General features: G+C 74.1%; 20 protein-coding genes. 6 read left to right on the plus strand and 14 right to left on the minus strand.

Going from position 1 to position 25729, the window contains the following annotated elements; genetic code table 11:
- Nucleotides 1-105 precede the first annotated feature (105 nt).
- Nucleotides 106-1272 (plus strand): exonuclease SbcCD subunit D, encoded by a 1167-nt coding sequence (locus ACQP17_RS32005; RefSeq protein ID WP_433859421.1) that lies wholly within the window; start codon nt 106-108, stop codon nt 1270-1272.
- A complete protein-coding gene (locus ACQP17_RS32010) occupies nt 1269-4487 on the plus strand; it encodes an AAA family ATPase (RefSeq protein ID WP_433859422.1) in 3219 nt (1072 codons plus the stop codon). Before ACQP17_RS32005 ends, ACQP17_RS32010 begins: the two co-directional genes overlap by 4 nt.
- Nucleotides 4488-4547: 60 nt before the next feature.
- Here ACQP17_RS32010 and ACQP17_RS32015 read toward each other — a convergent pair whose 3' ends face one another.
- The 4 genes from ACQP17_RS32015 to ACQP17_RS32030 all read right to left on the minus strand — a co-directional run bounded on the left by ACQP17_RS32015 (nt 4548) and on the right by ACQP17_RS32030 (nt 10956).
- The gene (locus ACQP17_RS32015) at nt 4548-5981 is read right to left on the minus strand and encodes a GNAT family N-acetyltransferase (protein ID WP_433859423.1); all 1434 of its coding nucleotides are present in this window, start codon (nt 5979-5981) and stop codon (nt 4548-4550) included.
- Nucleotides 5982-6058: 77 nt separating this feature from the next.
- The gene (locus ACQP17_RS32020; RefSeq protein WP_433859424.1) at nt 6059-7753 is read right to left on the minus strand and encodes a DUF885 domain-containing protein; all 1695 of its coding nucleotides are present in this window, start codon (nt 7751-7753) and stop codon (nt 6059-6061) included.
- 149 nt (nt 7754-7902) lie between these two features.
- Nucleotides 7903-9300, minus strand: coding sequence for a GNAT family N-acetyltransferase (locus tag ACQP17_RS32025; RefSeq protein WP_433859425.1), 1398 nt, complete (start codon nt 9298-9300; stop codon nt 7903-7905).
- Nucleotides 9301-9384: 84 nt separating this feature from the next.
- Nucleotides 9385-10956 (minus strand): alkaline phosphatase D family protein, encoded by a 1572-nt coding sequence (locus ACQP17_RS32030; protein WP_433859426.1) that lies wholly within the window; start codon nt 10954-10956, stop codon nt 9385-9387.
- 255 nt (nt 10957-11211) lie between these two features.
- Here ACQP17_RS32030 and ACQP17_RS32035 point away from each other — a divergent pair, with 255 nt between their 5' ends.
- The gene (locus ACQP17_RS32035; protein ID WP_433859427.1) at nt 11212-11616 is read left to right on the plus strand and encodes a VOC family protein; all 405 of its coding nucleotides are present in this window, start codon (nt 11212-11214) and stop codon (nt 11614-11616) included.
- Between the two features lie 321 nt (nt 11617-11937).
- Here ACQP17_RS32035 and ACQP17_RS32040 read toward each other — a convergent pair whose 3' ends face one another.
- On the minus strand, nt 11938-12768 hold the full coding sequence (locus ACQP17_RS32040; RefSeq protein WP_433859428.1) for an alpha/beta fold hydrolase: 831 nt from the start codon (nt 12766-12768) through the stop codon (nt 11938-11940).
- A 361-nt stretch (nt 12769-13129) separates the two neighbouring features.
- Between ACQP17_RS32040 and ACQP17_RS32045 the strand changes: the two genes are divergently transcribed.
- Complete coding sequence (locus tag ACQP17_RS32045; RefSeq protein ID WP_433859429.1) at nt 13130-13876, plus strand: GntR family transcriptional regulator; 747 nt, start codon at nt 13130-13132, stop codon at nt 13874-13876.
- Nucleotides 13877-13960: 84 nt separating this feature from the next.
- Here ACQP17_RS32045 and ACQP17_RS32050 read toward each other — a convergent pair whose 3' ends face one another.
- Nucleotides 13961-15118 carry an ROK family transcriptional regulator gene (locus ACQP17_RS32050; protein WP_433859430.1) on the minus strand — a complete coding sequence of 386 codons (1158 nt, stop codon included), beginning with the start codon at nt 15116-15118 and terminating at the stop codon, nt 13961-13963.
- A 120-nt stretch (nt 15119-15238) separates the two neighbouring features.
- On the opposite strand from ACQP17_RS32050, the gene ACQP17_RS32055 reads away from it, so the two are divergent.
- Nucleotides 15239-15676, plus strand: a complete 438-nt coding sequence (locus ACQP17_RS32055; RefSeq protein ID WP_433859431.1) for a hypothetical protein — start codon at nt 15239-15241, stop codon at nt 15674-15676.
- 133 nt (nt 15677-15809) lie between these two features.
- Here ACQP17_RS32055 and ACQP17_RS32060 read toward each other — a convergent pair whose 3' ends face one another.
- From ACQP17_RS32060 to ACQP17_RS32095, 8 genes are all read right to left on the minus strand, one after another.
- A complete protein-coding gene (locus ACQP17_RS32060) occupies nt 15810-17165 on the minus strand; it encodes an MFS transporter (protein ID WP_433859432.1) in 1356 nt (451 codons plus the stop codon).
- A 1-nt stretch (nt 17166) separates the two neighbouring features.
- Nucleotides 17167-17973, minus strand: coding sequence for an alkaline phosphatase family protein (locus ACQP17_RS32065; RefSeq protein ID WP_433860063.1), 807 nt, complete (start codon nt 17971-17973; stop codon nt 17167-17169).
- A gap of 277 nt (nt 17974-18250) precedes the next feature.
- A complete protein-coding gene (mug, locus tag ACQP17_RS32070; protein WP_433859433.1) occupies nt 18251-18808 on the minus strand; it encodes a G/U mismatch-specific DNA glycosylase in 558 nt (185 codons plus the stop codon).
- Nucleotides 18809-18818: 10 nt separating this feature from the next.
- On the minus strand, nt 18819-20261 hold the full coding sequence (gene purB, locus ACQP17_RS32075) for an adenylosuccinate lyase (RefSeq protein WP_433860064.1): 1443 nt from the start codon (nt 20259-20261) through the stop codon (nt 18819-18821).
- 113 nt (nt 20262-20374) lie between these two features.
- Nucleotides 20375-21145 carry an SGNH/GDSL hydrolase family protein gene (locus ACQP17_RS32080; protein ID WP_433859434.1) on the minus strand — a complete coding sequence of 257 codons (771 nt, stop codon included), beginning with the start codon at nt 21143-21145 and terminating at the stop codon, nt 20375-20377.
- 284 nt (nt 21146-21429) lie between these two features.
- Complete coding sequence (locus tag ACQP17_RS32085) at nt 21430-22449, minus strand: hemolysin family protein (protein ID WP_433859435.1); 1020 nt, start codon at nt 22447-22449, stop codon at nt 21430-21432.
- Nucleotides 22446-23789 (minus strand): hemolysin family protein, encoded by a 1344-nt coding sequence (locus ACQP17_RS32090; RefSeq protein ID WP_433859436.1) that lies wholly within the window; start codon nt 23787-23789, stop codon nt 22446-22448. Before ACQP17_RS32090 ends, ACQP17_RS32085 begins: the two co-directional genes overlap by 4 nt.
- Before the next feature lie 205 nt (nt 23790-23994).
- Entirely contained in the window at nt 23995-24420 is a 426-nt protein-coding gene (locus ACQP17_RS32095; RefSeq protein WP_433859437.1) for a GNAT family N-acetyltransferase, read from the minus strand.
- A 628-nt stretch (nt 24421-25048) separates the two neighbouring features.
- Here ACQP17_RS32095 and ACQP17_RS32100 point away from each other — a divergent pair.
- Nucleotides 25049-25693 carry a CAP domain-containing protein gene (locus ACQP17_RS32100; RefSeq protein ID WP_433859438.1) on the plus strand — a complete coding sequence of 215 codons (645 nt, stop codon included), beginning with the start codon at nt 25049-25051 and terminating at the stop codon, nt 25691-25693.
- The last annotated feature ends 36 nt before the right edge of the window (nt 25694-25729 follow it).

Consider the following 25729-nt stretch of genomic DNA (forward strand, 5'->3'; position numbering starts at 1 on the left):
ACCCGCTCCGCGCGTGGGTGCGAGAATGGCGCCAAGGAAACGTGCCGGCCGGGGCGCTGACCGGTCGCCTCGGAGGGGGAGAAGCATGCAGGTCGGAGCCTTTTTGTGAGAGTGCTGCACACCTCCGACTGGCATTTGGGGCGGTCCTTTCACCGGGTGAACCTGCTCTCCGCGCAGCGGACCTTCCTCGACCATCTCGTCGAAACGGTGCGCACCCGCGAGGTCGACGCCGTACTGGTCGCCGGTGACATCTACGACCGGGCGGTGCCGCCGCTCGCCGCCGTCGAGCTCTTCGACGAGGCGCTGCACCGGCTCGCCGCGCTCGGGGTCCCGACGGTGATGATCTCCGGCAATCACGACTCGGCCCGCCGGCTGGGCGTCGGCTCCGGACTCATGGAGCGGGCCGGCATCCACCTGCGGACCGACCCGGCGGGCTGCGGCACGCCCGTGCTGCTCGACGACGCGCACGGCCCGGTGGCGCTGTACGGGCTGCCGTACCTCGAACCCGCGATGGTGCGGGACACCCTCGGTGCCCGGCGGGCCGACCACGCCGAGGTGCTGCGCGCGGCCATGGAGCGGGTGCGGGTCGACCTCGCCGGCCGGCCCCCGGGGACGCGTTCGGTGGTGCTGGCGCACGCCTTCGTCACCGGCGGCGCGGTCAGCGACAGCGAACGGGACATCACCGTCGGCGGGGTCGCGTCCGTCCCGGCGGCCGTGTTCGACGGGGTGGACTACGCCGCGCTGGGCCATCTGCACGGCTGTCAGACCCTCACCGAGCGGGTCCGCTACTCCGGATCGCCGCTCGCCTACTCCTTCTCCGAGGCCCGACACCGCAAGTCCTCCTGGCTCGTCGACCTCGACCGGGACGGCGCCGTGCGGGCGGAGCGGGTGGACTGCCCGGTGCCGCGGCCGCTGGCCCGTCTGCGGGGCACACTGGACGCGCTGCTGGACGACCCCGGGCACGCCCGGCACGAGGACGCCTGGGTGGAGGCGACGCTGACCGACACCGCCCGCCCGCACGAGCCCATGGCCCGCCTCGTCAAGCGCTTTCCGCACCTCGTCAGCCTGGTCTTCGACCCCGACGAGATCCCCGCCGACGGGGCGGCCTCGTACGCCCAGCGGCTGCGCGGCCGCAGCGACCAGGAGATCGCCGAGGACTTCGTGGTGCATGTACGGGCCGGGCGCGCCGCCGACGCGCAGGAGCGGGCCGCACTGCGGTCGGCCATCGACGAGGTACGCACCGCCGAGACGACGGCGGAGGGGGTCCGATGAGGCTGCACCGGCTCGCGCTCACCGCCTTCGGGCCGTTCGGCGCCTCCCAGACCGTCGACTTCGACCGGCTCACCCGCGAGGGCCTCTTCCTGCTGCACGGGCCCACCGGCGCGGGCAAGACCTCGGTCCTGGACGCGGTGTGCTTCGCGCTCTACGGCTCGGTGCCCGGGGCGCGGCAGAGCGGCCAGGCGCTGCGCAGCGACCTGGCCGACCCGCTGACGCCCACCGAGGTCGTCCTCGAACTGACCGTCGCCGGACGGCGGTTGGAGATCACCCGGCTGCCCGAGCAGCCGCGCCCCAAGAAGCGCGGCAGCGGCACGACGAAGGAGAAGGCGCAGAGCAGGCTGCGGGAGTTCGTGCCCGCCGGGACCGGCGTCGCTCCCGCCGCGCAGGGCGCCGGCCCGGACGGCCACTGGAAGGCCCTGAGCCGCTCCCACCAGGAGATCGGTGAGGAGGTCGGCCAGCTGCTCGGGATGAGCAAGGAGCAGTTCTGCCAGGTGGTGCTGCTGCCGCAGGGCGACTTCGCCCGCTTTCTGCGGGCCGACGCGGAGGCCCGTTCGCGGCTGTTGGGGCGGCTCTTCGACACCCGGCGGTTCGCCGCGCTCGAAGAGCAGTTGAACGCGCGCCGCAAGACCGCCGGCGAAACGGTGCTGGCCGGCGACGAACGGCTGCTGGCGCTGTCCCACCGGATGGCGCAGGCGGCCGGGGAGAGCGCCGACCTCACCGACCCGTCGGTCCCGGCGCCGGACCGCGACGGGCGGCCGGCGGGGCGCGCACCGGCCCGTGGCCGTGCGGCGGCCGGCGGACGCGGCCGGGCGACGGCGCTCCTGACGCAGGCGGCGACGGTGCCGGGGCAGGGCGGAGCGGTGGAGCCCGCCGGGCACGGAGCTTCCCGTGCGGGGGAGGAGCCGGCCGTACCGGGCCCGGGCGAGCCGGGGTTCGCCGAGGCGGTGCTGGTGCGGGCGGCCGTCGCCCGGGTGAGCGCACGGGAGCGGCTCGCCGTCGCCCACAGCGCGGTGGTGGCCGCCGAGACCGCGGAGCACACCGCGGCCGAGCTGTGGACGGCGGCCCGCGAGCGGGACCGCCTCCAGCAGCGCTACGCCGACGCCCGGCGGCGCGCCGCCCGGCTCGACGAGCGTACGGAGGAGCGGGAGCGCACCCGCGACAGGCTGGAGCGGGCCCGCGCGGCGGCGGAGGTCGCCCCGGCGCTCGCCCTGCGCGACGCCGCCCGGCGTGAACTTGACACCGCACGGCACGCCGAGCGGCAGGCCCGGGGGCCGCTGCCCGAGTCGCTCGCCGGCGCCGCGGGCGAGCATCTCGCCTCCCGGGAACGGGCGGTGCGGGAGGACCTGGGGTCGCTCGCCGCGGCCCGGCGGGGCGAGCGGCGGGCCGCGGACATCGCGCGGGAGCGGGCCGCCCTCGACCGCGAGGCGCGCGCCGACGAGCAGACCCTGCTGGACGCCGCCGAGTGGCTCGCCACGTGGGACGAGGCCCGCTCGGCCCACGAGCAGCGCATCGAAGCGGCCCGGGAGGCCGCCACCCGGGCCGAACACCTCGGCACCCTGATCGCACCGGCCCGCGAACGGGTCGAGGCGGCCCGTCGCCGCGACCGTCTCCGGGACGAGGTGCGCGCGGCCGAGGACGCGTTGCTCGCCGCCAGGGAGCGCGCCACGGAGGCCCACGAGCAGTGGCTGGCGCTCAAGGAGCAGCGGCTGCGCGGGATCGCCGCCGAACTCGCGGACACGCTGCGCGACGGCGAGGCCTGCGCGGTGTGCGGGGCGACCGAGCACCCCGCCCCGGCGCGGGCCGGCGCCGGCCATGTCGACCGGGCGGCCGAGGAGGCCGCGCAGGAAGACCACCGGCAGGCCGAGGAGGCCCGCGGGCGCACGGAGACCGCGTGCCAGACGGCCAAGGAGGCGCTGGCCGCCGCGACCGCCGCGGCCGGGGACGCCTCCACCGCCGAACTTGCCGCGCAGATCGCGGAACGGGAGGCCGAGCACGCCCGTGCCCGTGCGCTCGGCGCCGGCCTGCACGACGCCCGGGAGGCGCTCGGGCACGCCGGGCGTGAGGCCGAACGGCGGCGCGGCGACCAGCAGCAGGCCGAACGCCGGGTCGCCGCCCGTACCTCCCACCGCGAGGCACTGGACCGTGAACAGGTCGCCCTGGAAAAGGAGTTGGCGCAGGCCCGGGGTGACAGCCCGAGCGTCGCCGACCGGGCCGCCCGGCTGGAGCGGCAGGTGACGCTGCTGGCCGCCGCGGCGGAGGCGTCCCGTACGGCGCAGGCCTGTGCCCGGCGGCTCGACGAGGCCGGGGCCGGGCTGGCCGAGGCCGCCACCCGCGCCGGATTCGACACCGCGGAGGCCGCCGCGCAGGCGCTGCTGCGGGAGGGCGAATGGCGGACGCTGCAACAGCGGCTCGACGACTGGCAGGCCGAATCCGCCGCCGTGGAGGCCGAGTTGGCCGACCCGCAGGGCCGTGCCGCCGCGGCGCTGCCGCCCGCGGACCCGGCCGCCGCACAGGGCGCGCACCAGGCCGCGGCGGCCCGGCTGCGTACCGCCTCGGCCACCCTCGCCGCGGCCCGGGAACGCTGCGCCGCGCTCGACCGGCTCTCCGCCGGTGCCGAGGCCGACGCCCGTGCGCTGGCCCCGCTGCGGGCCGACCACGACCGCATCGCCCGGCTCGCCGCGCTCGCCTCCGGCACCTCCGCCGAGAACGCCCGGCGGATGCGTCTGGAGTCGTATGTCCTGGCCGCCCGGCTCGAACAGGTCGCGGCCGCGGCCAGCGCCCGGCTCCAGCGGATGTCCGCCGGCCGCTACACCCTCGTCCACTCCGACGAACGGGCCGGCGGCGCCCGGCGCTCCGGCCTGGGGCTGCACGTCATCGACTCCTGGACCGGCCACGAACGGGACACCTCCAGCCTCTCCGGCGGCGAGACCTTCTTCGCCTCGCTCGCGCTGGCGCTGGGCCTCGCGGACGTCGTCACCGACGAGGCGGGCGGTGTCCGGCTGGACACCCTCTTCATCGACGAGGGGTTCGGGAGCCTGGACGAACAGACCCTGGACGAGGTGCTGGACGTGCTGGACTCGCTGCGCGAACGCGATCGCAGCGTCGGCATCGTCAGCCATGTCGCCGATCTCCGGGCGCGCATCCCGGCTCAGCTGGAGGTCGTCAAGGCCCGTTCGGGCTCCACGGTCCGGCACCGGGTGCGCGGCTGAGCGGACGGAGGGCGGGGGCGGTCGACGCTGAATGGGCGCGTGACGACGGCGCCGGGCAGCTCATCGACTGAGCCGTTCCGCGGCTCCGGCCGTGTCCCGGACCGCGGGGGCCTCGTAGGCGCGCAGCCCCTCGCGCTCCCCGGCGAAGCGGAAGCCGGCCCGTTCCAGCACGCGCTGCGAGGGGGTGTTCTCCGGCTCGGTCAGGGCGCACACCGTCCGCACCTCGGGGCGGGCCGCCGCCCACCCGGCCAGCAGGCGCACCGCCTCCGTCGCCCATCCGGCGCCGCGTGCGGACCGGGAGAGGTCGTAGCCGATCTCCACGAAGCCCTCGCCGTCCGGCGGGCCGTGGAAGCCGATGCTGCCGAGGGCCGTTCCGTCGACCGCGTCGGTCAGTACGAAGACGCCCCAGCCGGGACGGCAGGGGCCCGCCGCGGCGGCCCGCACCGCGAGGCCGGCGGCGCCCGACGTGGTCTCGGCCGGTGCCCCGTCGATCCAGTCGAACCCGGCGGCCTCGCCGTCCGCGACCCGGGCGGCGGTGGCCGGCAGCAGGGCGCGCAGCACGACCCGGCCGGCCGTGAGGGTCAGCGGAAAGCCGGCGCCCGCGGTGACCAGCGCCTCGAACAGCGGCCGCTGGTCCACGCCCGGGGGCAGCGCGGCGACCTGGCCGTCGCCGACCTCCCGCACCCGCCAGACCCCGTCCGTGCGCCGCGCCAGATCCGTGGTGACGAAGCGCGCGCCCAGCGCCCGGACCGCGGGCGCCACCGAGGCCAGCTCGGGGACGGGCCGCAGCTCCGGAGTGCCGGGATGCGGGCCGGTCAGCACCGGCTCCCCGTCCACCCACCACACCCGGGCCACCCCCACCGGATCGAGGGGCTCGACGGCCCGCAGCGCCACACCCCCGGTCAGGCGCGCTCCCCGCAGGGCCAGGAGGCGGCCGACGGCCGAGACCAGCCCCTCGGTGTCGGCCCCGTCGGGGAGGCGGACGGTCTCCTGCGCTTCGTGTCCGCCGGACGTGCCCCAGTCCGTGACGAGGAGTGGACACGGACGGCCCGGCGTACCCAGGGAGGCGGCGAGCCTGGCCAGCGCGGCCGGCTTGGGGGCCCGGCCCGGGGCGCACGCCAGCCAGCTGCTGGGTGGCGTCAGGGCGCGAAACGTGGCGTACCAGCACGGCAGTTCCCGGGCGGTGCGGTAGTCGGCGGGGGAGGTCAGCGGCCGGCCGCCGTGTGCGGTGAGGGCCGCGGCGAGCGCGGCATGGCGCGCGGCGGACAGCGGCCGCCCGCGGTACCAGACCGGCCCGGCGCCCCGCGGAACCCGGGCCAGCGCCCCCTCGGCGTCCCCGGCGAGCAGTGCCTCGTGGTCGAGGACCGCACACGCGGCTCCGGCCGACCGCGCGGTGGCGGCCTCGCCCGCGAAGTGCGGATCGGGACGCCGCGGGCGGAGCGGATCACCGGGGAACACAAGGAGCGGCGGGCCGCCCGTGGGGTCCACTGTCATGTCAGCGGACCCTACGGACGGGCGGCGGCAGGGCGTCGCACCGGACGGGCCGGCCCGCCGCCGTGTCCGGGCCGGTGTCAGAGCGCCGACAGCTCGCTCAGCAGATCGTCCAGGCCCAGCGAGCCCTGGGACAGCGCGGCCATGTGCCAGGCCTTGAGGTCGAAGTCCGCGCCGTGCCGGGCGCGGGCCGCCTCCCGGCCCCGCAGCCACACCCGCTCGCCGAGCTTGTAGCCGATCGCCTGGCCGGCCATGCCCTGGTAGCGGATGATCTCGCTCTCGACGAAGTCGGCCGGCCGGCTGCAGTGGCGCGCCATGAACTCGTGCGCCAACTGCGGCGTCCAGCGCTCGCCGGGGTGGAAGGGGGAGTCCGCCGGGATCTCCAGCTCCAGATGCATGCCGATGTCGATGATGACCCGGATGGCCCGCATCATCTGTGCGTCCAGATAGCCCAGGCGCCGCTCGGCACTGGTCAGGAAGCCCAGCTCGTCCATGAGCCGTTCGGCGTACAGCGCCCAGCCCTCCGCGTTGGCGCTGACGATGCCCACGGTCGTCTGGTAGCGCGAGAGCCGGTCGGCGACATGGACCCACTGCGCCAGCTGGAGGTGATGGCCGGGCACCCCTTCGTGGTACCAGGTGGAGACCAGGTCGTACGCCGGGAAGCGGGTCTCACCCATCGGCGGCAGCCAGGTCCGGCCGGGACGGGAGAAGTCCAGCGACGGCGGGGTGTAATACGGCGCGGCGGCGCTGCCGGCCGGGGCGATCCGCGACTCCACCCGCCGTACCCGCTCGGCCAGTTCGAAGTGGGTGCCGTCGAGCGCCGCGATGGCCTCGTCCATCAGCGACTGGAGCCACTGCCGGGTCTCCTCGACGCCCTCGATCGCCTCGCCGTGCTCATCGCACCAGGCCAGCGCCTCCCACGGGGTCTTCGCGCCGGGCAGCACCTTCTCCGCCTCGGTCTCCATCTCGGCCAGCAGCCGGTGGAATTCGGACCAGCCGTAGACATACGCCTCGTCCGCGTCGATGTCGGCGCCGTTGTAGTGGCGGGCCAGGCGGGCGTAGCGCTCGCGGCCCACCACGTCCGGCGCGTCCGCGACGGCCGGGAGGTAGCTGTCCCGGAACCAGTCCCGCAGCTCCACCAGCGCGCCGGTCGCCAGCGCGGCGGCCTCGGTCAGCTCGCCGCGCAGTACCCCGGGCCCCGCGTCGGTGAATTCGGCGAACCAGCTGCGGTCGGCGCCGATCCACTCGTCCAACTGGCCGATGACCGTGCGGACCTGGAGCGGGCCGGCGGGCAGGTCCCGCTTGCGGCCGGCGTCCAGCGCGGCGCGATAGCCCTCCAGCGCGGCGGGCACGGCCCGCAGCCGCCGGGCGATCGCCGCCCAGTCCTCGTCGGTCTCCGCGGGGGTGACCGTGAAGACCTCACGGACGCTGTGCAGGGGCGAGCTGAGGTTGCTGACGGTGCGCAGGCCCTCGCCGGCTTCGTGGACCGCCAGTTGGGCGGTCAGCCGCTCGCGCAGCAGCCGCGCGCAGACCTGCTCGGCGGGCAGTTCCGCGCCCGGCCGGGTCTCTGCCTCGGCGAGCCGCTCCAGCGTCGTACGGGCGAGCTGGGCCAGCGCTTCCTGGCCGGTCGGTGAGAAGTCGGGGAGCCGGCCGGAACTCTCGGGGATCCCGAGGAAGGTCCCGGCGATCGGGTCCAGTTCCACGAAGGCGTCGACATAGGCGTCGGCGACCTCGCGGGGCAGCGGACCGCTCTGGGGGGTAGTGGTGTGGGGCATGGGGCCATCCTCGTACGGATGGCCCGCCGCGTCACCAGCAATCGCCCGATGACTCGTGACGAGAGTGGCCGGTCGCCCCACGGGGAAGCCGGCCGGGCCTCGCGGCGTCCGGCCGGCTCCCGCGCGCTCACGGCCGCGGGGGCGGGTGCTCAGCGGCGCCCCGAGGCGTCCTGGATCTCCTGGATCCGTAGGGTCTCGCGGCCCGCGGCGCGGCGGGCGGGCGGGCTCGCCGGGCGGGCGGTGATCACCAGGGTGCCCTCCTCGATCTGGTAGTCGAGGGGCAGACCGAGGCCGCGCATCGCCGCCACCATGCCGGTGTTGGAGGCCTGAGTGATCGCGTACACGCTGGTGCAGCCGGTCTCGGCCGCCATCGCCGCCAGCCGGCGCAGCAGTTCGGCGCCGATGCCGCGCTGCTGCCAGGAGTCCTCGACCAGCAGGGCGATCTCGGTCTCGTCGCCGTCCCACAGCAGATGGCCGAGCGCCACCAGCCGGCCGGACACGGTCTCCACCGCCAGGGTGCGGCCGTAGCGCGGGCTGAGCAGATGGCCGAGATAGCGGTCAGCGTCGCCGACCGGGCCGTGGTAGCGCAGCGCGAGGGTCTGCGGGGAGCAGCGCTCGTGCATCTCGCGGGCCGCGGCCAGGTCGGAGGTGTCGGCGCGGCGGATCGTGATCTCGTTGCCCTCCGGCAGCGTCAGCACATCACGCCGCGGCGGCACCCGTTGGCCGAGCCGGGCGTCCAGCTCGACCAGCGCGCGCACCCGGGCGAACTCGGTGGGCGTGAACGGCAACTGCGGCCTTTCGATGGTGAGCGAACCCCCGGAGGAATCGCGGAACTTCATCCGGTGCTCCTCCAGCACGCCCTCGGTGGGCACCTGCTCGGCGAGCGGCCGGCCGTGCAGCGAGCGCGCGGGCACCGAGTGGATCGTGCAGCGCCCCAGCAACTGGCGTAGCGCGAGGGGGAGTTCGGCGGAGTCCAGGGCCGTACGGGTCGCCATGCCCAGCATCCGGGTCGGGGCGTCGACCAGGTCGTGGGTGTCGGCCCGCTCCAGCCAGCAGTGCGTGCCGCCCGCGCCGGACACCGTCCCCGTCAGCTCAGCGGACTGCAGCGCGGCGGGGGCGCGCAGCAGGAACTCGTCGACCGTGCCGTCGGACAGCGGGTGGGTCTGCAGGCTCAGGATGTCCACCCGCTGCCCGGCCAGCGCCGTGCACAGCGCGGCCAGGCTGCCCGGCTCGTCCCGGACCGTGGTCCGCATCCGCCACAGCGTCGTCTCCTGACCGGCGGCCCGGGGGGCCTGACCGGCGGGAGACGGCGCCGTGGCGCCGGTATCGGTCGGCGGCGGGGCGTTTTCGTGGCGCCGTGAGCGCCAGGCGTACGAGCCCGTCGTGGCCAGCAGCGCCACCGCGGCGAAGCACAGTACGACGGAGCCCGCCGGTCCGGGGGTGAGGGTGCCGGCCATCGCCACGGCGGTGAACAGGGCGGCCGGCCCGATGAGGTCCCGCCGCCGGTGCGGGCGGCGGGCGGAATGCGCAAAAGATGCTTCAGTCATGCACACCAGCCTGGCGGACAGGTGTTGCCTGATCGCCAACACATTGTGTCCGACGGGTAAAAGACGCAATCGACGCATTGGCCTCTACTGTCCTGCCCGTCCCGGTTGAAGCACCTTGGTGAACAGCACCGTCCCGCCCTCCTGCCGCAGCCGGACCGTGAGCTCCCCGCTCGCGCCATCGATGTCGATCTCCCCGAAATTCTGCGGCGTCTCCGCGGGGGAGGTGTTGGCGCGGTCCGGCGCCTTGAGGAACGACTGCGCGGGCCCGAAGGTTCCGTCCAGCTTCACCGCCTGGAAACCTCCCGCGTTGAGCGGCCCGGACACGAACTCCCAGAACGGCTCGAAGTCCTTGAACGCGGCCCGCTCCGGCGCGTAGTGCTGCGCCGACGTGTAGTGGACGTCGGTGGTGAGCCAGAGGGTGCCGGTGATCCGGTCGTGCTTGATGTGTCGCAGCAGCTCGGCGAGCTGCAACTCGCGTCCCAGGGGCGCGCCCGGATCGCCCTGCGCCACCGCCTCGAAGTCGGTCTTGCCGTCCGCGACGACCAGGCCCAGCGGCATGTCGGAGGCGATCACCTTCCACACCGCCCGCGAGCGGGACAGCTCCCGCTTGAGCCAGCGCAGCTGCGCGGCCCCGAGGATGCCCTGACGGTCGTCGGTCTGCCGGCCCGGCGAATTGGCGTCGCGGTAACGCCGCATGTCCAGGACGAAGACATCGAGCAGCGGACCGTGGTGCACCACCCGGTAGACCCGTCCGTGCCGGTCGGGCCGCAGCGTACGGATCGGGAAATACTCGCTGAAGGCGCGCAGCGACCGTGCCGAGAGCACATCGGCGTCCTTCTCGGTGTACCGGTCGTCGTCGAGCAGCTGACCCGGGTACCAGTTGTTGTGCACCTCGTGGTCGTCCCACTGGGTGATCGTCGGCACCTGCGCGTTGAAGCGGCGCAGGTTGTCGTCGAGCAGGTTGTAGCGGAAGGCGCCGCGGAACTCCCCGAGCGTCTCGGCGACCTTCGCCTTCTCCTCGGTCGTCACGTTCCGCCAGATCCGGCCGTCCGGCAGGGTCACCTGCTCGGTGATCGGGTTGTCCGCGTAGATGTTGTCGCCGCTGCACAGGAAGAAGTCCGGGTTCCGGCGCCGCATGTCCGCATAGATGCGGTAGCCGCCGCGGTCCGGGTTGATGCCCCAGCCCTGGCCGGCGAGGTCACCCGACCAGTGGAAACGGACGTCCGCGCGACGCCCCGCGGGCGCGGTGCGGAAGGTGCCGGCGACCGGCTCGCCGGTGCGCCGCGGGTCGTCCGGGTCGGCCAGCAGCACCCGGTAGTGGATCTGCTCACCCGAGGGCAGGCCGTGCAGCGAGGTGACGCCGGTGAAGTCGGTGCCCGGACCGAGCAGCGGACCGGTCCAGGAGCGGGCGTGGCGGAACGACTCGGTGGCCGCGGTCTGCACCACCATCCGGGCCGGCCGGTCCGACCGCACCCAGATGAGCCCCGAGGACGTGGTCACATCGCCGGCCTGTACGCCCCAGCCGGCGGCCGGCCGGCCACTACGGGCCTGTGCCGGCGCGGCGGAGGAGAACGCGGGCAGGGCCAGTGCCGCCGAACCCACCGCGGCGCCCCGCATCAGTGCGCGCCGCCCGAAGCCGCCGGATTCCTGCGCCATACCGAACCTCCATGTCGACCGGTTTCACTGCCGTGCCGTTCGTATCGCTGTCCGGTGCCCCGCAGCCGAACGGACGGTGAACAGCGGCCCGTTCACGGTGCGGTGCCCGTTCGCCCGAACGGGTCCCGGGCCCTGCGGACCGCCGGACCCGGGCCATGGTCGCAAGACCGACGGCCGATCGCCAGGATGCCGCCACGGCCCGTACGTTTCTGCTACGCGCCGCCGCAGGGCGGCCTGGAGAAAGGTGATCCCGGTATGCCGGCCAACGGTTCCGCCCATGTCCGCCTCGCCCGCCCGTCCCGCGATCTGGCCGCGGCCGGCCGCTTCTGGAGGGACGGCCTGGGCCTCAGCGAGCTGTACCGGAGCGACGGTGAGGCGGGCGAGCACGCCCTGCTGATGCTCGGCTGGCCGGACGCGCACTGGCACCTGGAGCTGACCGTCGACCCGTCCGGCACCCTCGCACCGTCCCCCACGGCGGACGACCTGCTGGTGGTCTATCTGGGGGAGGCGGTGCCGGCCGACCTCGTGGCCCGCCTGGAGCGCAACGGGGGCAAGCGGGTGGCCGCCTACAACCCCTACTGGGACGAGTGGGGCGTCACCCTGGAGGACCCGGACGGATACCGCCTGGTGCTGTCGACACGCGACTGGTCCAACGCGTAGGCACGGCACGGCAGTTCGGCGTCCCCGGGCTCCGGGAGTGCGGCTGTTCCGGGCGGCCGCCGAACTGCCACCGGTGCACCTCGATGTCGGCGTACGCCTCCGGGGTCAGGGTGGCGCGTGCCGCGTCCCGGTCGGGCCGCACGGCGAGGTCGCCGGCGGGGCCCGCACGCAGGCCGAGGACCAGGTAGCGCGTGCCGTCCGTCGGTCCGTCGGTCCGCCGGGGAAGTCCCCCATGGTGTGCCCCGTCGGGCCCCGGGCGATCACCCCGTCCGCGAACCACGCCCCAGCCGTGCCGACGCGGCCCGGCCGGCCGCTGCCGCCCTACCGCACCGTGTCGAGAACCACCCGCGCCACCAGCGCCGGATCGTCGTTCATCGGTACGTGACCGCAGCCCGGCAGCCGCACCAGCCGTGCGCCCGGGATCGTGTGCTTGGCGCGCACGCCCTGACGGGGCCGCAGCAGCCGGTCCCGGCTGCCCCACCCGATGGTCACCGGTACGTCCGGCACGTCGTCGGTGAACCGCACGCCCCGGCCGGCCGCCAGGGTCGAGGCGAAGCCGGTCGCGTCACGCATCGCCCGGGTCTCCGCCACCACGGCATCGGCCGAACGGCGACCCGGATGGGCGTAGATGGTGCCGGTCAGCGAGGCACGGCCGAGCGGGGAGCGGGCCAGTGTCTCCAGCATCGACTCCGGCAGCACCCGCGCACCCGCGTACATGCCGCGCAGCACACCGAAGGCGTACCGCCGCTCGGCCGTCGTCCAAAAGCCCGCGGGCGACAGCGCGGTGACCGAGCGGACGGCCCGCCGCCGGCCCAGCTCCAGTGCCAGTAGCCCGCCCAGGGAATTGCCCACCACATGCGGACGTTCGGCGCCCAGCTCCGCGAACGCCGCGGTGAGCAGCGGGAGGACGGTGTCCAGGTCGTAGGAGAAGCCCTCGGGCAGCGCCGGGGAGGCGCCGAAGCCCGGCAGGTCCAGCGAGATGACCTCGTGGGAGGCGGCCAGGATGTCGGACACCGGGTGCCAGGCCTGGAGGTGGTGGCCGATGCCGTGCAGCAGCACGATCGGCTCGCCCGCGCCCTTGCGTTCGTACGCGACCGTGAGCGGCGGCCGGTCCTCGGGCGTGACATGGGCGAAGGAGACCGGGGCGGCCATGGGAACTCCTCGGGGTGCGGTACGTGCGGTGGTGCGGGTGTGCACTGACACGATGCCAGCTGAGGCTACTGAGCGGTATGGGGCAGCCGGGGCCGGCGACGAGTGATCCGTGAGGACGGCGGAACGGCGTGCCGGAGTCCGCGGGGCAGGACGGAAGCGGAGCGCCGGGGTCCGGACGGTGGCCCGGGATTGGTCTTGACCAAGGGTGGGGGTGCCCATATCGTCGGGATACTGCAACAACCTTTCATAAAGCAGCGCCCTGACCGGGTGCGCGGAACGGCCCCGGCGCAGGGCATGGGCGCGGGCCCGCGGTCCATCGGGGCAACGCCCCGCGGGGTGACGGCCGGTGCGGAGGACAACGGTGGGGACCAGGCAGCTCGAAACGGTGCCGGAGCCGAAGTACTGGCAGCTCAAGACGGTGCTGAGCGAGGCGCTGGACTCGGACTTCGCGGTCGGCGAGATCCTGCCCAACGAGCGGGACCTGGCGGCCCGGTTCGGCGTCGCCCGCGCCACGCTGCGGCAGGCCCTCGAACAGCTGGAGCTGGAGGGCAGACTGCAACGCCGCCGCGGCGTGGGAACCACGGTCGCCCCGCCCCGGGTCGGCGTCGCCGTCGAATCCGTCCACCACACCTGGCCCGGCGTCGGCGAGGACGACTGGCTGCCGGTCGACGCCGTCGAAACGGACCAGGTGCCGGCCGCGGTGGCCGCTTTGCTGGAGACGGGCCCCGGCGACCGCGTGCACCTCGTGCGCCGCAGCCGGGTCACGCAGGATCAGCCGGTCGCCGCCGAACTCCTCTACGTCCCGTCCGCCGTGGTTCCCGGCTGCGCGGCCGCCGTCCCACCGGGTGCCCAGGCCCGCGCCCGTACGGTCCTGCGCGCACTGCAGACGCTGGAGCTCACCGGCCGCGAACGCACCGTCGAACTCGGCTCGGCCCGTGCGGAGGATGCCAAGCAGCTGGACCGGCTGCCGGGCGCGCCCGTCCTGGTCGTCACCACCCGCTACGTCTCCGGGGGACGCACGACGGCCGTCGCGGTCGCCACCTACCGGGCGGACACCTGCCGGCTGACCTTCGGCGAGAGCGACCCGGTCGCCCTGCTCGCGGGCTGAGCCGCCCGCCGGACGGGGCGGTGTTCGCGCAGGCGCCGACGCCGTCCCGTACCCGGTCAGGGCGGGCACCGTCCCGAGCGGGCGTCACTGACGGCTCGTCACCCTGCCTTGTACGGCGAAGAGTTCGCCCTCCACGTGGTCGAGTGCGAGCCGCAGTGCCCCGGTGGCGATCGCCGCCTCGCCCAGCTGCGACAGGACGACCCGCGGCGGGCGCAGGCAGTAGCGCGCCAGCTCCGTGCGCAGCGGTTCCAGTACGCCGGCCGGCCCCGCCCTCCAGCCGCCGATCACCACCAGTTCCGGATCGAGCGCCAGCACCAGGGCCGCGACGTCGTGCACCAGCCGCCGCAGGAAGCGGTCCACCGCTTCCCGGGCCGGCGCCGCGCCCTCCCGCGCCGCCGCGAAGACCGCCCCGACCTGCGCCTCGTCGAGGGGCTGCAGCGGCGTTCCGGTCGTCGACAGCAGGCTCTCCGGACGCGCCTCACGGCCCAGCAGATGCAGCGCGCCGATCTCGCCCGCGGCGCCGCCGAAGCCGCGGTGCAGCCGCCCGCCGATCAGCGAACCGGCCCCCGGGCTGAGCCCCGCCAGCACGAAAACGATGTCATCGGAGCCGGTGGCCGCGCCCTGCCAGTGCTCGGCCACCGCGGCGGCGTTGGCGTCGTTCTCGACCAGCACCGGGCAGCGGAACGACCGCCGCAGTCGCTCGCCCAGCCGCAGGCCCGTCCAGCCCGGCAGGGCGGTGCTCAGCCGTACGGTGCCGTCCGCCTCCACGATGCCGGGACCGGCGACCCCGACGGCGCGCAGGGCGCTTCGCGGCACGCCCGAGTGGCGCAGCAACTCGGTGACCAGGGTGTGCACCCGCTCCAGCCGTTCCTCGGCCGGGGCGGTCTCCGCCACCGGCCGTTCCGCCCTGTCGAGCACCCGGCCGCCCAGATCGGAGAGCAGTGCCGCGACACGGTGCGGGCCGATCTCGACGCCCAGCAGATGGCCGGCCTCCGTGCGGAACCGGAACCGGCGGGCGGGCCGTCCCTGGCGGCGCGCCGCACCCCCTCCGGCAGCGGCCTCGGCCACCAGACCGGACTCGATGAGCCCTTCGACGACGCCCTCGACCGTGGGTCGGGACAGGCCGGTGGCCCGCACGAGGTCGGTGAGCGTGGGGGAGTCGGCGGCACGCAGCGCGTGCAGCACCACCGAGGAGTTGATCCGTCGCAGCAGGGACGGGTCCCCGCCGGTGAGCCGCCCCAACGTCCCTCTCCCTCGCTTGCCGTGTGGGCGGATCGTAACCGGCCGGGGGGTGCGCGGCGAGTGTCGCGAGCGGTCCGCCCGGGGGAGCCAATTGTCAGACCCGGGCGGTTTACTGAGGGCATGACGCTGGATGAGCAGCTGACGGCCATCGACCTGTGGCGCGCGCGGGAGTTCCCGGCCGGGCGGGTCCGTTCCGCCATGGCCGAGAGCGGGCCGGGCTTCCACCTCGCCGCGCTGCGGACCGGCCCGGATCTCTGGGACGCGGACCCGGCCGAGGCGGCGGAGGTCGAGGAGGAGTTCGCGGACGGGCTGACGGCGCTGGTGCAGGCGCTGTCCTTACGGTGGGGGCCGGCCGAAGTGGTCGATCTCACCGCTCATTTGGAGCGGCAGGCGCAGGGCCTGCCGGTCCGGCCGCCGCTGGACACGGTCTGTGGATATGTCCCGCGGATGCACGGCTGGCGGGTGCGGGGCCGCTGGATAGGCGTGGGGGTGGGGCAGGGCGGTCCGGAACTGCCCTGCCAACTGCTGGTGGCGGTGGGGGAGGAGCGGGTGGCGTAGGAGGGGGTGACGGGGCGTGTGCGAGGGAAGCACGGCATCGGCCGTCCCAGGGGAGCGGGAGCTTGCCCTGTGCACGGAGTCAAGCTCCGAGGTCGGGAGCACGGAGTCAGGCTCCGGGGTCCAGGGCATGGCGTCAGGCTCCGCGGTCCGGGTCGTGCCGTGGCGGCCGGGACGCCTTCCCGGCGGGCGGGGCCTGGTGGGGAAGGGCGGGCGGGGCCGGGGTGGCGCGGCGCAGCAGGCGGGCGCTCAGGGCCGCGGCGAGGGCGAGGCCGAGGGCGGTGGCAAGGACGGCGGTGCGGTCGCCCCACGCGGTCCAGGCGGCGCCGAAGGCGAGCGAGCAGACGAAGCGGGCCGCGGTCTGGCCGGTCTGCACCAGCGCCAGACCGCTGCCCCGGACCTCCTCGGGCACCGCGTCGGCGGTCGCGGCCGCCAGCACTCCGTCGGTCGCCGCGTAGAAGGCGCCGTGCAGCACGAGCACGGCGCAGACCAGCGGCGGGCCGCCGCCGGGCGGCGCCGCCAGCAGCCCGTAGGCGCCCAGCAGCGCCAGATGCCCGGCCAGGAACAGCCGCCGGCGGCCGAGCCGGTCGGCGACCGCCCCCAGCGGCACGGCCAGCAGCAGGAACGCCGCGGCCGTGCCCAGCGGGAGCAGCGGGAACCACCCGGCCGGCAGATCCAGCCGCTGCTGCAGGGCCAGATAGAGGAACGAGTCGCTGACGGTGGTCAGCCCCAGCAGCACCGCACACCCCGTCAGCCGGCGTACCTCCGGCCGGCCCAGGAGAGCGCGCACCGGCATCCGTGGCCGGGCCGGGGCCCGTTCGCCGGTGTGCCGGGTGGGGTCCCGGGTGCGGCCCGGGACGAAGAGGACAAGCACCAGCACGCCCGCCACGGCCACGCAGAAGCTGACCGTGAACACCGCGTCATAGCCGTCCGCGGTCGCCCTCAGCAGCAGGAACGCGACCAGCGGCCCGCCCAGCGCGCCGGCCGTGTCCATCGCCCGGTGCACCCCGAAGGCCCGTCCGCGCACGGCCGGTTCGGCCGCCAGCGAGATCATGGCGTCCCGTGGGGCGGTCCGCAGCCCCTTGCCGGTGCGGTCCACCGCCAGGACCGCACCGATCAACGGCAGCGAGTGCACCATCAGCAGCAACGGCTTGCACAGGGCGGACAGCCCGTACCCCACCGCGGCCACCGCCTTGTGACCGCCGCCCCCGTCGCGGTCCGACACCCGCCCGCCCACCAGCCGGACCAGCGCGCTCACCCCGTTGTAGACCCCGTCCAGCACCCCGAACCCCAAAGGGGACAGCCCGAGTTCGGCGACCAGATAGAGCGGGAGAACGGCCGTGATCATCTCCGAGGAGACATCGGTGATCAGGCTCACGGTGCCAAGGAGCAGCACCGTGGACGGCAGCGCGGCCACGGAGCGCCGCACCCGGGCGTGACGCCGGACCTCCGGCGGAGCCGCGGCAGCCGACGGGCGGTCGGCGAGATACACGTCAGCCGGCCCAGATGCCGCTGATGTCCTTGGCGTCGGCGGCCTTCCCCGCGTGCGTGGTGCCGTACATGTCCTCCAGGGTGCGCAGCACGTCGTAGTGGTTGTAGGTGGTGGCGGAGGTGGCGCCCGGCTTCACCGGCCGGCCGTACAGCACGGTGGGGATGCGGTTGCCGCTGAGCCGGTTGTCCTCGTCGAAGGTGAGCAGCAGCAGGCTGTTGTGGGTCCGGGCCCAGTCGGCATAGCTCTTGAGGTGGTTCTTGAGCCAGGTGTCACCGCTGGACACCGAGCAGTCGTGCATGTCGCTGCACAGGTTCGGCACCACGAACGACACGGTGGGCAGCTTCGTGAAGTCGGAGGGGAACGCGTCGAAGGTGTGCGCCGAGCCGGTGGGGACGTTGCTGAAGCCGAACCACGGGTTGTGCTTCTGCGCGTAGCTGCCGCTCTTGCAGGTGGTGGAGCCCTCGGACGGCAGCGATTCGTTGTAGCTCGCCCAGGTCTTGCCGGCCGCGGTCAGCTCGGCGGCGAGGTTGGGGGCGTCGCTGAACCCCGGGTCGACGCAGCTGTCGTCGGTGACGCCCTGGGTGTCCCCGGAGAAGAGGGCGTAGTAGTTGGGCTGGCTGGGGTGGGTCTCGGCGTAGGAGGCGGTGAGGCCGGCGCCCCCGGAGGCCAGGGAGTTGAAGTAGGGGGCGCTGGAGCTGCCGATGACCTGGCCGTACGCGTGGTTCTCGAAGACCACCACGACCACATGATCGGGGGTCGGCACGGCGGCCGCGGCCGGTTCGGCGCCGAAGCCGTTGCCGGCCCAGATGCCGAGGCCGGCGGCGGCGAGGCCGAACGCTGCGGCGAGCGCGCCGGCCCGATGGCGGCGCGAGCGGCGGAGAGAGGAGGGGGAGTCCGTGGAAGAAGCCGTGGGGGAAGCCGAGGGGGACGGAGCAGGCACGGGAGCCTCCGTACGGGGGAGGTGGGGGGTGCGGGCGGCGACAGCGTAGAGCTGACGCCGTGGCATGTACACGCCTATCGGGTGACGCGCGGTGGAACAGCGGCCGAGCGGCCGATGCCGCCGCGCACCCTCGCCCCCGGGAGCCTCAGCCGTCGTCCTGCGTCGCGAACGCCGCGGCGCGCAGCCGTCCGTACTCCTCCGCCAGCGCCTGCGGTGTCCAATGGGCGTTCAGCCCGCTGGGGTTGGGCAGGGCCCAGATGCGGGTGTCGCCCAGCGTGCGCTGCTGCGGTCCGATCGCGGCGCGCTTGTCGTCGAAGGCGAGGCGATAGGCGGTGACACCCGCGACGGCGAGCCAGCGCGGCCGCAGCCGGGCCACCTTCTCGGCGAGCAGCCGGCCGCCCTCGCGGTACTCCTCCGCGCTCAGCTCGTCGGCCCTGGCGGTCGCCCGGGCCACGACGTTGGTGATGCCCAGGCCGTGCGCGAGCAACTCCTCCTGCTCGTCGGGCCGCAGCCGGCGCGGGGTGAACCCGGCGGCGTGCAGGGCCGGCCAGAAGCGGTTGCCGGGCCGTGCGAAGTGGTGGCCGGTGGCCGCCGTCATCAGGCCCGGGTTGATCCCGCAAAAGAGCACGCGCAAGCCGCTCGCGGCCACGTCGGGGACGAGGCGGTCGCGAGCGGCTGCCAGCTCTTCGGGAGTAAAGCGCATGGCGTTCGCGTCAGAGGATGGCGCCCGGCGTGTACGCGGCGGCCTGCGGGTGCTGCTTGGTGATCTCCTCGATCCGGGCGACGACGGACGCCACCTGGCCGGCCGCGGCGCCGGTGAAGGAGAGCTTGTCCGCCATCAGCGCGTCCAACTGGGGCTTGTCCAGCGGGATCCGCGCATCCGCGGCCAGCTTGTCCAGCAGCTCGTTGCGCTCCGCGCCCTGCTCACGCATGGCCAGCGCCGAGGCGACCGCGTTCTCCTTGATCGCCTCGTGCGCCTCCTCGCGGCCCACGCCGGCCCGCACGGACGCCATCAGCACCTTCGTCGTGGCGAGGAAGGGCAGATAGCGGTCCAGCTCGCGGGCGATGACGGCGGGGAAGGCACCGAACTCGTCGAGCACGGTCAGGAAGGTCTCCAGCAGGCCGTCGAGCGCGAAGAACGCGTCCGGCAGCGCGACCCGGCGCACCACGGAGCAGGACACATCGCCCTCGTTCCACTGGTCGCCGGAGAGCTCACCGGTCATCGAGGCGTAGCCGCGCAGGATCACCATCAGGCCGTTGACGCGCTCGCAGGAGCGGGTGTTCATCTTGTGCGGCATCGCCGAGGAGCCGACCTGGCCGGGCTTGAAGCCCTCGGTGACCAGCTCGTGCCCGGCCATCAGCCGGATGGTCTTGGCGATCGACGACGGGGCCGCGGCCAGCTGCACCAGCGAGGTCACCACGTCGTAGTCCAGCGACCGCGGGTAGACCTGCCCGACGGAGGTGAAGGCCCGGCCGAAGCCGAGGTGCCCGGCGATCCGCTGCTCCAGCTCGGCGAGCCGGGCCGCGCCGTCCGGGCCCCCGCCCAGCAGGTCGAGCATGTCCTGGGCGGTGCCGACCGGGCCCTTGATGCCGCGCAGCGGGTAGCGCGCGAGCAGGTCCTCCAGCCGGGCGTAGGCCACCAGCAGTTCGTCCGCCGCGGTCGCGAAGCGCTTGCCGAGCGTCGTGGTCTGGGCGGCGACGTTGTGCGAGCGGCCGGCCATTACCAGTTCGGCGTGCTGCGCGGCCAGCGAGCCCAGACGCGCCAGCACGGCCACCGTACGGTCGCGCATCAGCTCCAGCGACAGCCGCACCTGCAGCTGCTCGACGTTCTCGGTCAGGTCGCGGGAGGTCATGCCCTTGTGGACCTGCTCATGGCCGGCGAGGGCGTTGAACTCCTCGATCCGCGCCTTGACGTCGTGCCGGGTGACCTTCTCGCGCTCGGCGATGGAGGCCAGGTCGACGTTCTCCAGCACCCGCTCGTAGTCGGCCGGCGCCTGCTCGGGGACCTCCACCCCCAGGTCCTGCTGCGCGCGCAGCACGGCGAGCCACAGCTTCCGCTCCAGCTTGACCTTGTACTCGGGGGACCACAGCACGGCCAGCTCCGCGGAGGCGTAGCGGCCGGCCAGGACATTGGGGATGCGAGGCTTCGCAGACACAGCAGTCACGTGGTCAGAGTCTACTGGCGCTTCACGCAGGCCGGCGCCCCGGTCCCGGCTGTGCTTTCCTCCAAGCCGGGCCGACCGCCGCGCAGGCCGCGACGGCCCTCCCGTCAGACCTCGTACGGCAGCAGTTCGGGCCGCTTGGCCGGCCGGCCGTCCCCCGAGGAGCGGCCGGTGAGCCGCCGGCCTATCCACGGCACGAGGTGCTCGCGCGCGAACCGCAGATCCGCCGTGCGCCGGGCGCCCCAACCTGGCGGTGCGCTGCTGGGCAGCGGGGCGTTCCAGTCGTCCCCGGCCGGCAGCCCGAGCGCCTGCCATACGGCCTCCGCCACCCGGCGGTGGCCCTCGGCGTTCAGATGCAGCCGGTCGTCGGCCCACAGCCGCGGATCGGACAGCGCCCGCGACCCGTAGAGGTCCACGACCACCGCTCCGTGCCGCGCGGCCACCTCGTCGAGGTGCGCGAACAGCTGCTCCATCCGCGGCCGGAAGCGCTCCAGCACCGGCCCTTGGCGGCCAGGGCTGCGCATCAGCACCAGCTGTCCGCCGCCCCTGGCCAGCAGCGCCGCGCCCTCATCGAGCCGCGCGCAGACCTGTGCCACGTCGCACCGGGGCCGCAGGACGTCGTTGAGCCCGCCGACCATGGTCACCAGATCGGCGCCCATCGAGGCGGCCGGGCCGCACTGCTCGTCGGCGATCTGGCCGATGAGTTTGCCGCGCACCGCGAGATTGGCGTAGCGGAAGCCGGGCGAGGAGGCCGCCAGCCGGGCGGCGAGCAGATCGGCCCAGCCGCGGTACGAGCCGTCCGGCAGGCCGTCCGACATGCCTTCGGTGAAGCTGTCGCCGACCGCGACGAAACTGGTGTAGCGGGCATTCATCTCCATGGCGCGGTGATCCTACCGCCTGGCGTACCGCTCGGTATGTCCAGGCCCCCCGTGAGCCGATGGATGATCCGGCCGTCCTGTCGTTCGCACGGCGCGGAAGCGGCGCAAAGAGGCAGGTGGCAGCGCGGTGCCCCCCGACGAGGGGGTGCGTTCCGGGAGTTCCACGCCCAGACGGTCACCCCGGCGATCGGCGGAGCGATCGACGGGGTGATCCCGCACGGGCCGGTGCACCCGGACCGACACCTCGAGCCGGTGACGGTCCGCGGCGTACGGCGCCCCGCTCGTCAGGCCGCGGGCTGTTGCAGCACCAGCTCCCGGAGGACGTCCTCCATCGTCACCAGCCCGGCCAGCCGCCCGTCGTCGCCGATCACCGCGGCCAGATGGGTACGGGAGCCGCGCATCGCCGTCAGCACGTCGTCCAGCGGCGTCGCCGCCTTGACGCGGGCGATCGGGCGCAGCGCCGACACCGGGAACGGCTGCCGGCGGGGGGCGGCGTCCAGGGCGTCCTTGACGTGCAGATAGCCGAGGATGCGCTCGGTGTCGTCGACGACGGGGAAGCGGGAGAAACCGGAGTCGGCGGCCAACTGCTCCAGCTCCTCCGGGGTGATCCCCATCCGTGCGGAGACGACCCGCTCGACCGGCAGCACCACGTCCCGCACCGGGCGGCGGCCCAGCTCCAGGGCGTCCCGCAGCCGCTCCTGCGCCCGCTCGTCGAGCAGCCCGGCGGCCCGGGAGTCCTCGACCATCTTCGCGAGCTGGGCGTCCGAGAACGTCGCGGCCACCTCGTCCCTGGTCTCCACCCGCAGCAGCGCGAGGAGTCCGTTGGCCAGCGCGTTGATCGCGAAGATCGCCGGGCGCAGCGCCCGGGTCAGCGCGACCAGCGGCGGCCCCAGCAGCAGCGCGCTGCGCACCGGTTCGGCCAGCGCGACGTTCTTCGGCACCATCTCGCCGAAGAGCATGTGCAGATAGGTGGCCAGCGACAGCGCGATCACGAACGAGATCGGCTGGTTCAGCGCGGACGGGATCCCCACCGCGTGGAACACCGGCTCCAGGAGATGGGCGATGGCCGGCTCGGCGACCACACCCAGTACCAGCGTGCACAGGGTGATGCCCAGCTGGGCGGCCGCCAGCAGGGCCGAGACGTGCTGCAGACCCCACAGCACGCTGGCCGCCCGCCGGTCACCCCGCTCGGCGAACGGCTGGATCTGACTGCGGCGCACCGAGATCAGCGCGAACTCGGCACCCACGAAGAAGGCGTTGACGACCAGCGTCAGCAGCCCCACGAACAGCTGTAGCGCGGTCATCGGCCGGCCTCCGTCTCCCGCTCGTCGGTACTGCCGGGCAGCGGCGCGTGCAGCAGCACCCGCGCGGCGCGGTGACCGGTGGCGTCGAGCACGTCCAGGGTCCAGCCGGCCACCTCCAGGCTGTCGCCGGCCACGGGTATCCGGCCCAGCGCACGGGCGACCAGACCGGCGAGGGTCTCGTACGGGCCCTCCGGCAGCCGCAGGCCGATCCGTTCCAGCTGGTCGGTGCGGGCGGCGCCGTCGGCCTGGTAGAGCGCGCGGCCCTCGGCGTCCGCGCCGGCCGGCGCCAGGTCGGGGGTCTCCATCGGATCGTGCTCGTCGCGGACCTCGCCGACGACCTCCTCGACGATGTCCTCCAGGGTCACCACTCCGGCCGTGCCGCCGTATTCGTCGATGACCACGGCCATCGTGCGCTTGCCGGAGAGCCGGTCCAGCAGCCGGTCCACGGTCAGCGTCGTGGGGACCAGCAGCGGCTCGCGCACCAGCTCGGAGACCGGATGGCGGGGACGGCGTTCGGCCGGGACGGTCAGCACGTCCTTGATGTGCGCCACCCCGACGACGCTGTCCAGGCTGCCGCGGTAGACCGGGAAGCGGGACAGTCCGGTCGCCCGGGTCGCATTGGCCACGTCCTCCGCCGTGGACTGCACCTCCAGCGCCATCACCTGCACCCGCGGGGTCATCACGTTCTCCGCGGTCAGATCGGCGAGGCTGAGGGTACGGACGAACAGCTCGGCGGTGTCGGCCTCCAGCGCGCCCTCATCGGCGGAGTGCCGGGCCAGCGCCACCAGCTCCTGCGGGCCGCGGGCCGAGGCCAGCTCCTCGGCGGGCTCCAGGCCCATCCGGCGGACCATGCGGTTCGCGGCGTTGTTGAGATGGCGGATCAGCGGCCGGAAGAAGGCGCTGAAGCCGCGCTGTGCGGTGGCCACCCGCTTGGCGATGGCCAGCGGGCTGGAGATGGCCCAGTTCTTCGGGACCAGTTCGCCGACGACCATCAGGACGACGGTGGAGAGCGCCGTGCCGAGCACCAGCGCCAGCGAGTCCGCCGCCGAGCGGGGCAGGCCCATCGCGTCGAGCGGACCGGCCAGCAGGGTGGCGATGGCCTTCTTCGAGAGCATGCCGATGACCAGCCCGGTGACGGTGATCCCGAGCTGGGCGCCGGAGAGCTGGAAGGTGAGGCTGCGGACGGCCTTGAGGGCGCTGTCCGCGCCCCGCTCGCCGCGCTCGACCGCGCGTTCCAGGTCGCTGCGCTCGACGGTCGTCAGCGAGAACTCGGCCGCGACGAAGACTCCGCAGGCCAGGGTCAGGAGGAGCGCCACGCCCAGAAAGAGCAGGTCGGTCATCGAGTCACCTCCGTCCCATGATCGAGCAGGATGGGGAGGTTCGCGCTATGTCGCCAGGAAGCTCGACAACTGGGAGGTTCGCCCATGGTTGGACGCTCACACACCTTTCGCCGGGTCGGTGGAGCCTCCATGGTAAAGGATCAGCAAAGCCGCGAGCGGGGCCGTCCGCACCCCGGACAATCCCCGCTCGCGCCGAGGGGTGCGCTCAGCCGTCGAGGTGCTTGACCCAGCGGCTCCACTGCGGCTCGGGGGCGTACCCCGCCGCCCGCCAGGCATGGTGCGCCGGCTCGTTGCGGTCCAGCACCATCGCGTCGCCGCGCCGCCCGCCCAGCGTGCGGAACCGCTCCTCGGCGGCCGCCAGCAGCGCGCCGCCGATGCCCCGCCGACGGTGCCGGGGATGCACGGCCAGCCGGTAGAGATGACAGCGCCAGCCGTCGAACCCGGCGATCACGGTGCCCACCAGGGCGCCGTCCTGTTCGGCCAGCAGCAGCGCCGCGGGATCGCGGGTCACCAGCCGTGCCACGCCGTCGGTGTCATCGCTGATGCTGGTGCCCTCCGCGGCGTCCTTCCAGAAGGCGAGTACGGCATCGAGGTCGGCCGGCGTCCCGGCCCGGACGTGAAGATCATTCATGATCGGATCCCATCACCGGGGGAAGTGCGGTGTCGAAGCCTTTCCGTGATGTGGGCGCCGCGGGCCCTGGGTGGCGTCCGGCCGGGGTCTTGGCCCGCGCCCTGGTTTCCGTGCCGAGCCCGTCGCCGGGCTGCCCGTACATTCTCTGTGGCTGGACCGGCAATCCCTTTTCCTGACGCGGAACGGAAACGCGGCGAGTCCCTCGCGCATTTCCCCGGAAAGGGGGCATCGGGTCGTGGATATTCGCTTTCGGTGCGCGTGCGGGGGCGTTTTTTCGGCCCTCTTGTTGACGACGTTTCCAGCAAGCCGGGGATGCGCTCGACCTCTGTGCTCAACCCGCCTGAAGTAAAGCGCAGTTGGGATTCCAGCTTCGCAAACTCGATCCGAGTGGCGTGCGGATCATGCTTTCAAAGGTTGGCGAAAGCGGGCATGTTGCTTATTGCGGCCACGCCGGGCAATTCCCGCTGTCGCGTCCGCCGATGATCGATTGGCTGAATGTTTTGTTACCGTAATCCAGTTCTCGGAAAGGGAAGTTCGGTGCACCGGCCTGCCTGTGCGAGGCGCGTGGGTGTCTTTGCTGCACCCTTTCCCTTCCGGTTATCCCCCCATGGAGACGATTTAGTTGAACGTGAAATTCTCTTCGTCGCAGCGCGAGGCGCGCGGCAATCACCGGCGCAGGGCCAGGATCATCCCGATCGGCCTGGTGGCCTCGGTGGGCGTCGTCGCCGGTTCGCTGACGGTGTTCAACTCCCAGGACCACGCGAAGGCCGACGAGGCCTTTCCGCCGGCCGCGCACACCGGCGCGCCCACGGCCGGGCCGGGCGCCCGGCCGTCCCCTCCGGCCACCCCGTCCGCCGCGCCGACGGCTTCCGCGCAGGCCGGTGGCAAGGTCGCGCGCTACGAGGCGGAGATCAACCGGCTGGTCAACAAGGCGCGGACCGAGCACGGTTGCGCGCCCCTGCATCGCGACCCCCGCCTGGACAAGGCGGCCCGTCTGCACAGCCAGGACATGGCCGCCCACGGCTTCTACGCGCACACCGCCCCCAACGGCAAGGACCCCAAGGAGCGCATGGAGGCGCAGGGCTACGACGACGCCTCGGCGGAGAACATCGACGCCTGGCCGACCACGCCCCAGGGTGCCTTCGACGCCTGGATGCACAGCCCCGGCCACCGGGCCAACATCCTCTCCTGCCACTCCAAGGCCACCGGCATAGGTGTCGCCCTGGGCGGCAAGCTCCGGGCGTACTGGACCCAGGACTTCGGCTACAAGTAGCGGCCGGCCGCGGGGTGCCGTGCGCCGTCCGGATCG

It is taken from the genome of Streptomyces kronopolitis (assembly GCF_050953795.1).
Lineage (GTDB): Bacteria > Actinomycetota > Actinomycetes > Streptomycetales > Streptomycetaceae > Streptomyces > Streptomyces kronopolitis_A.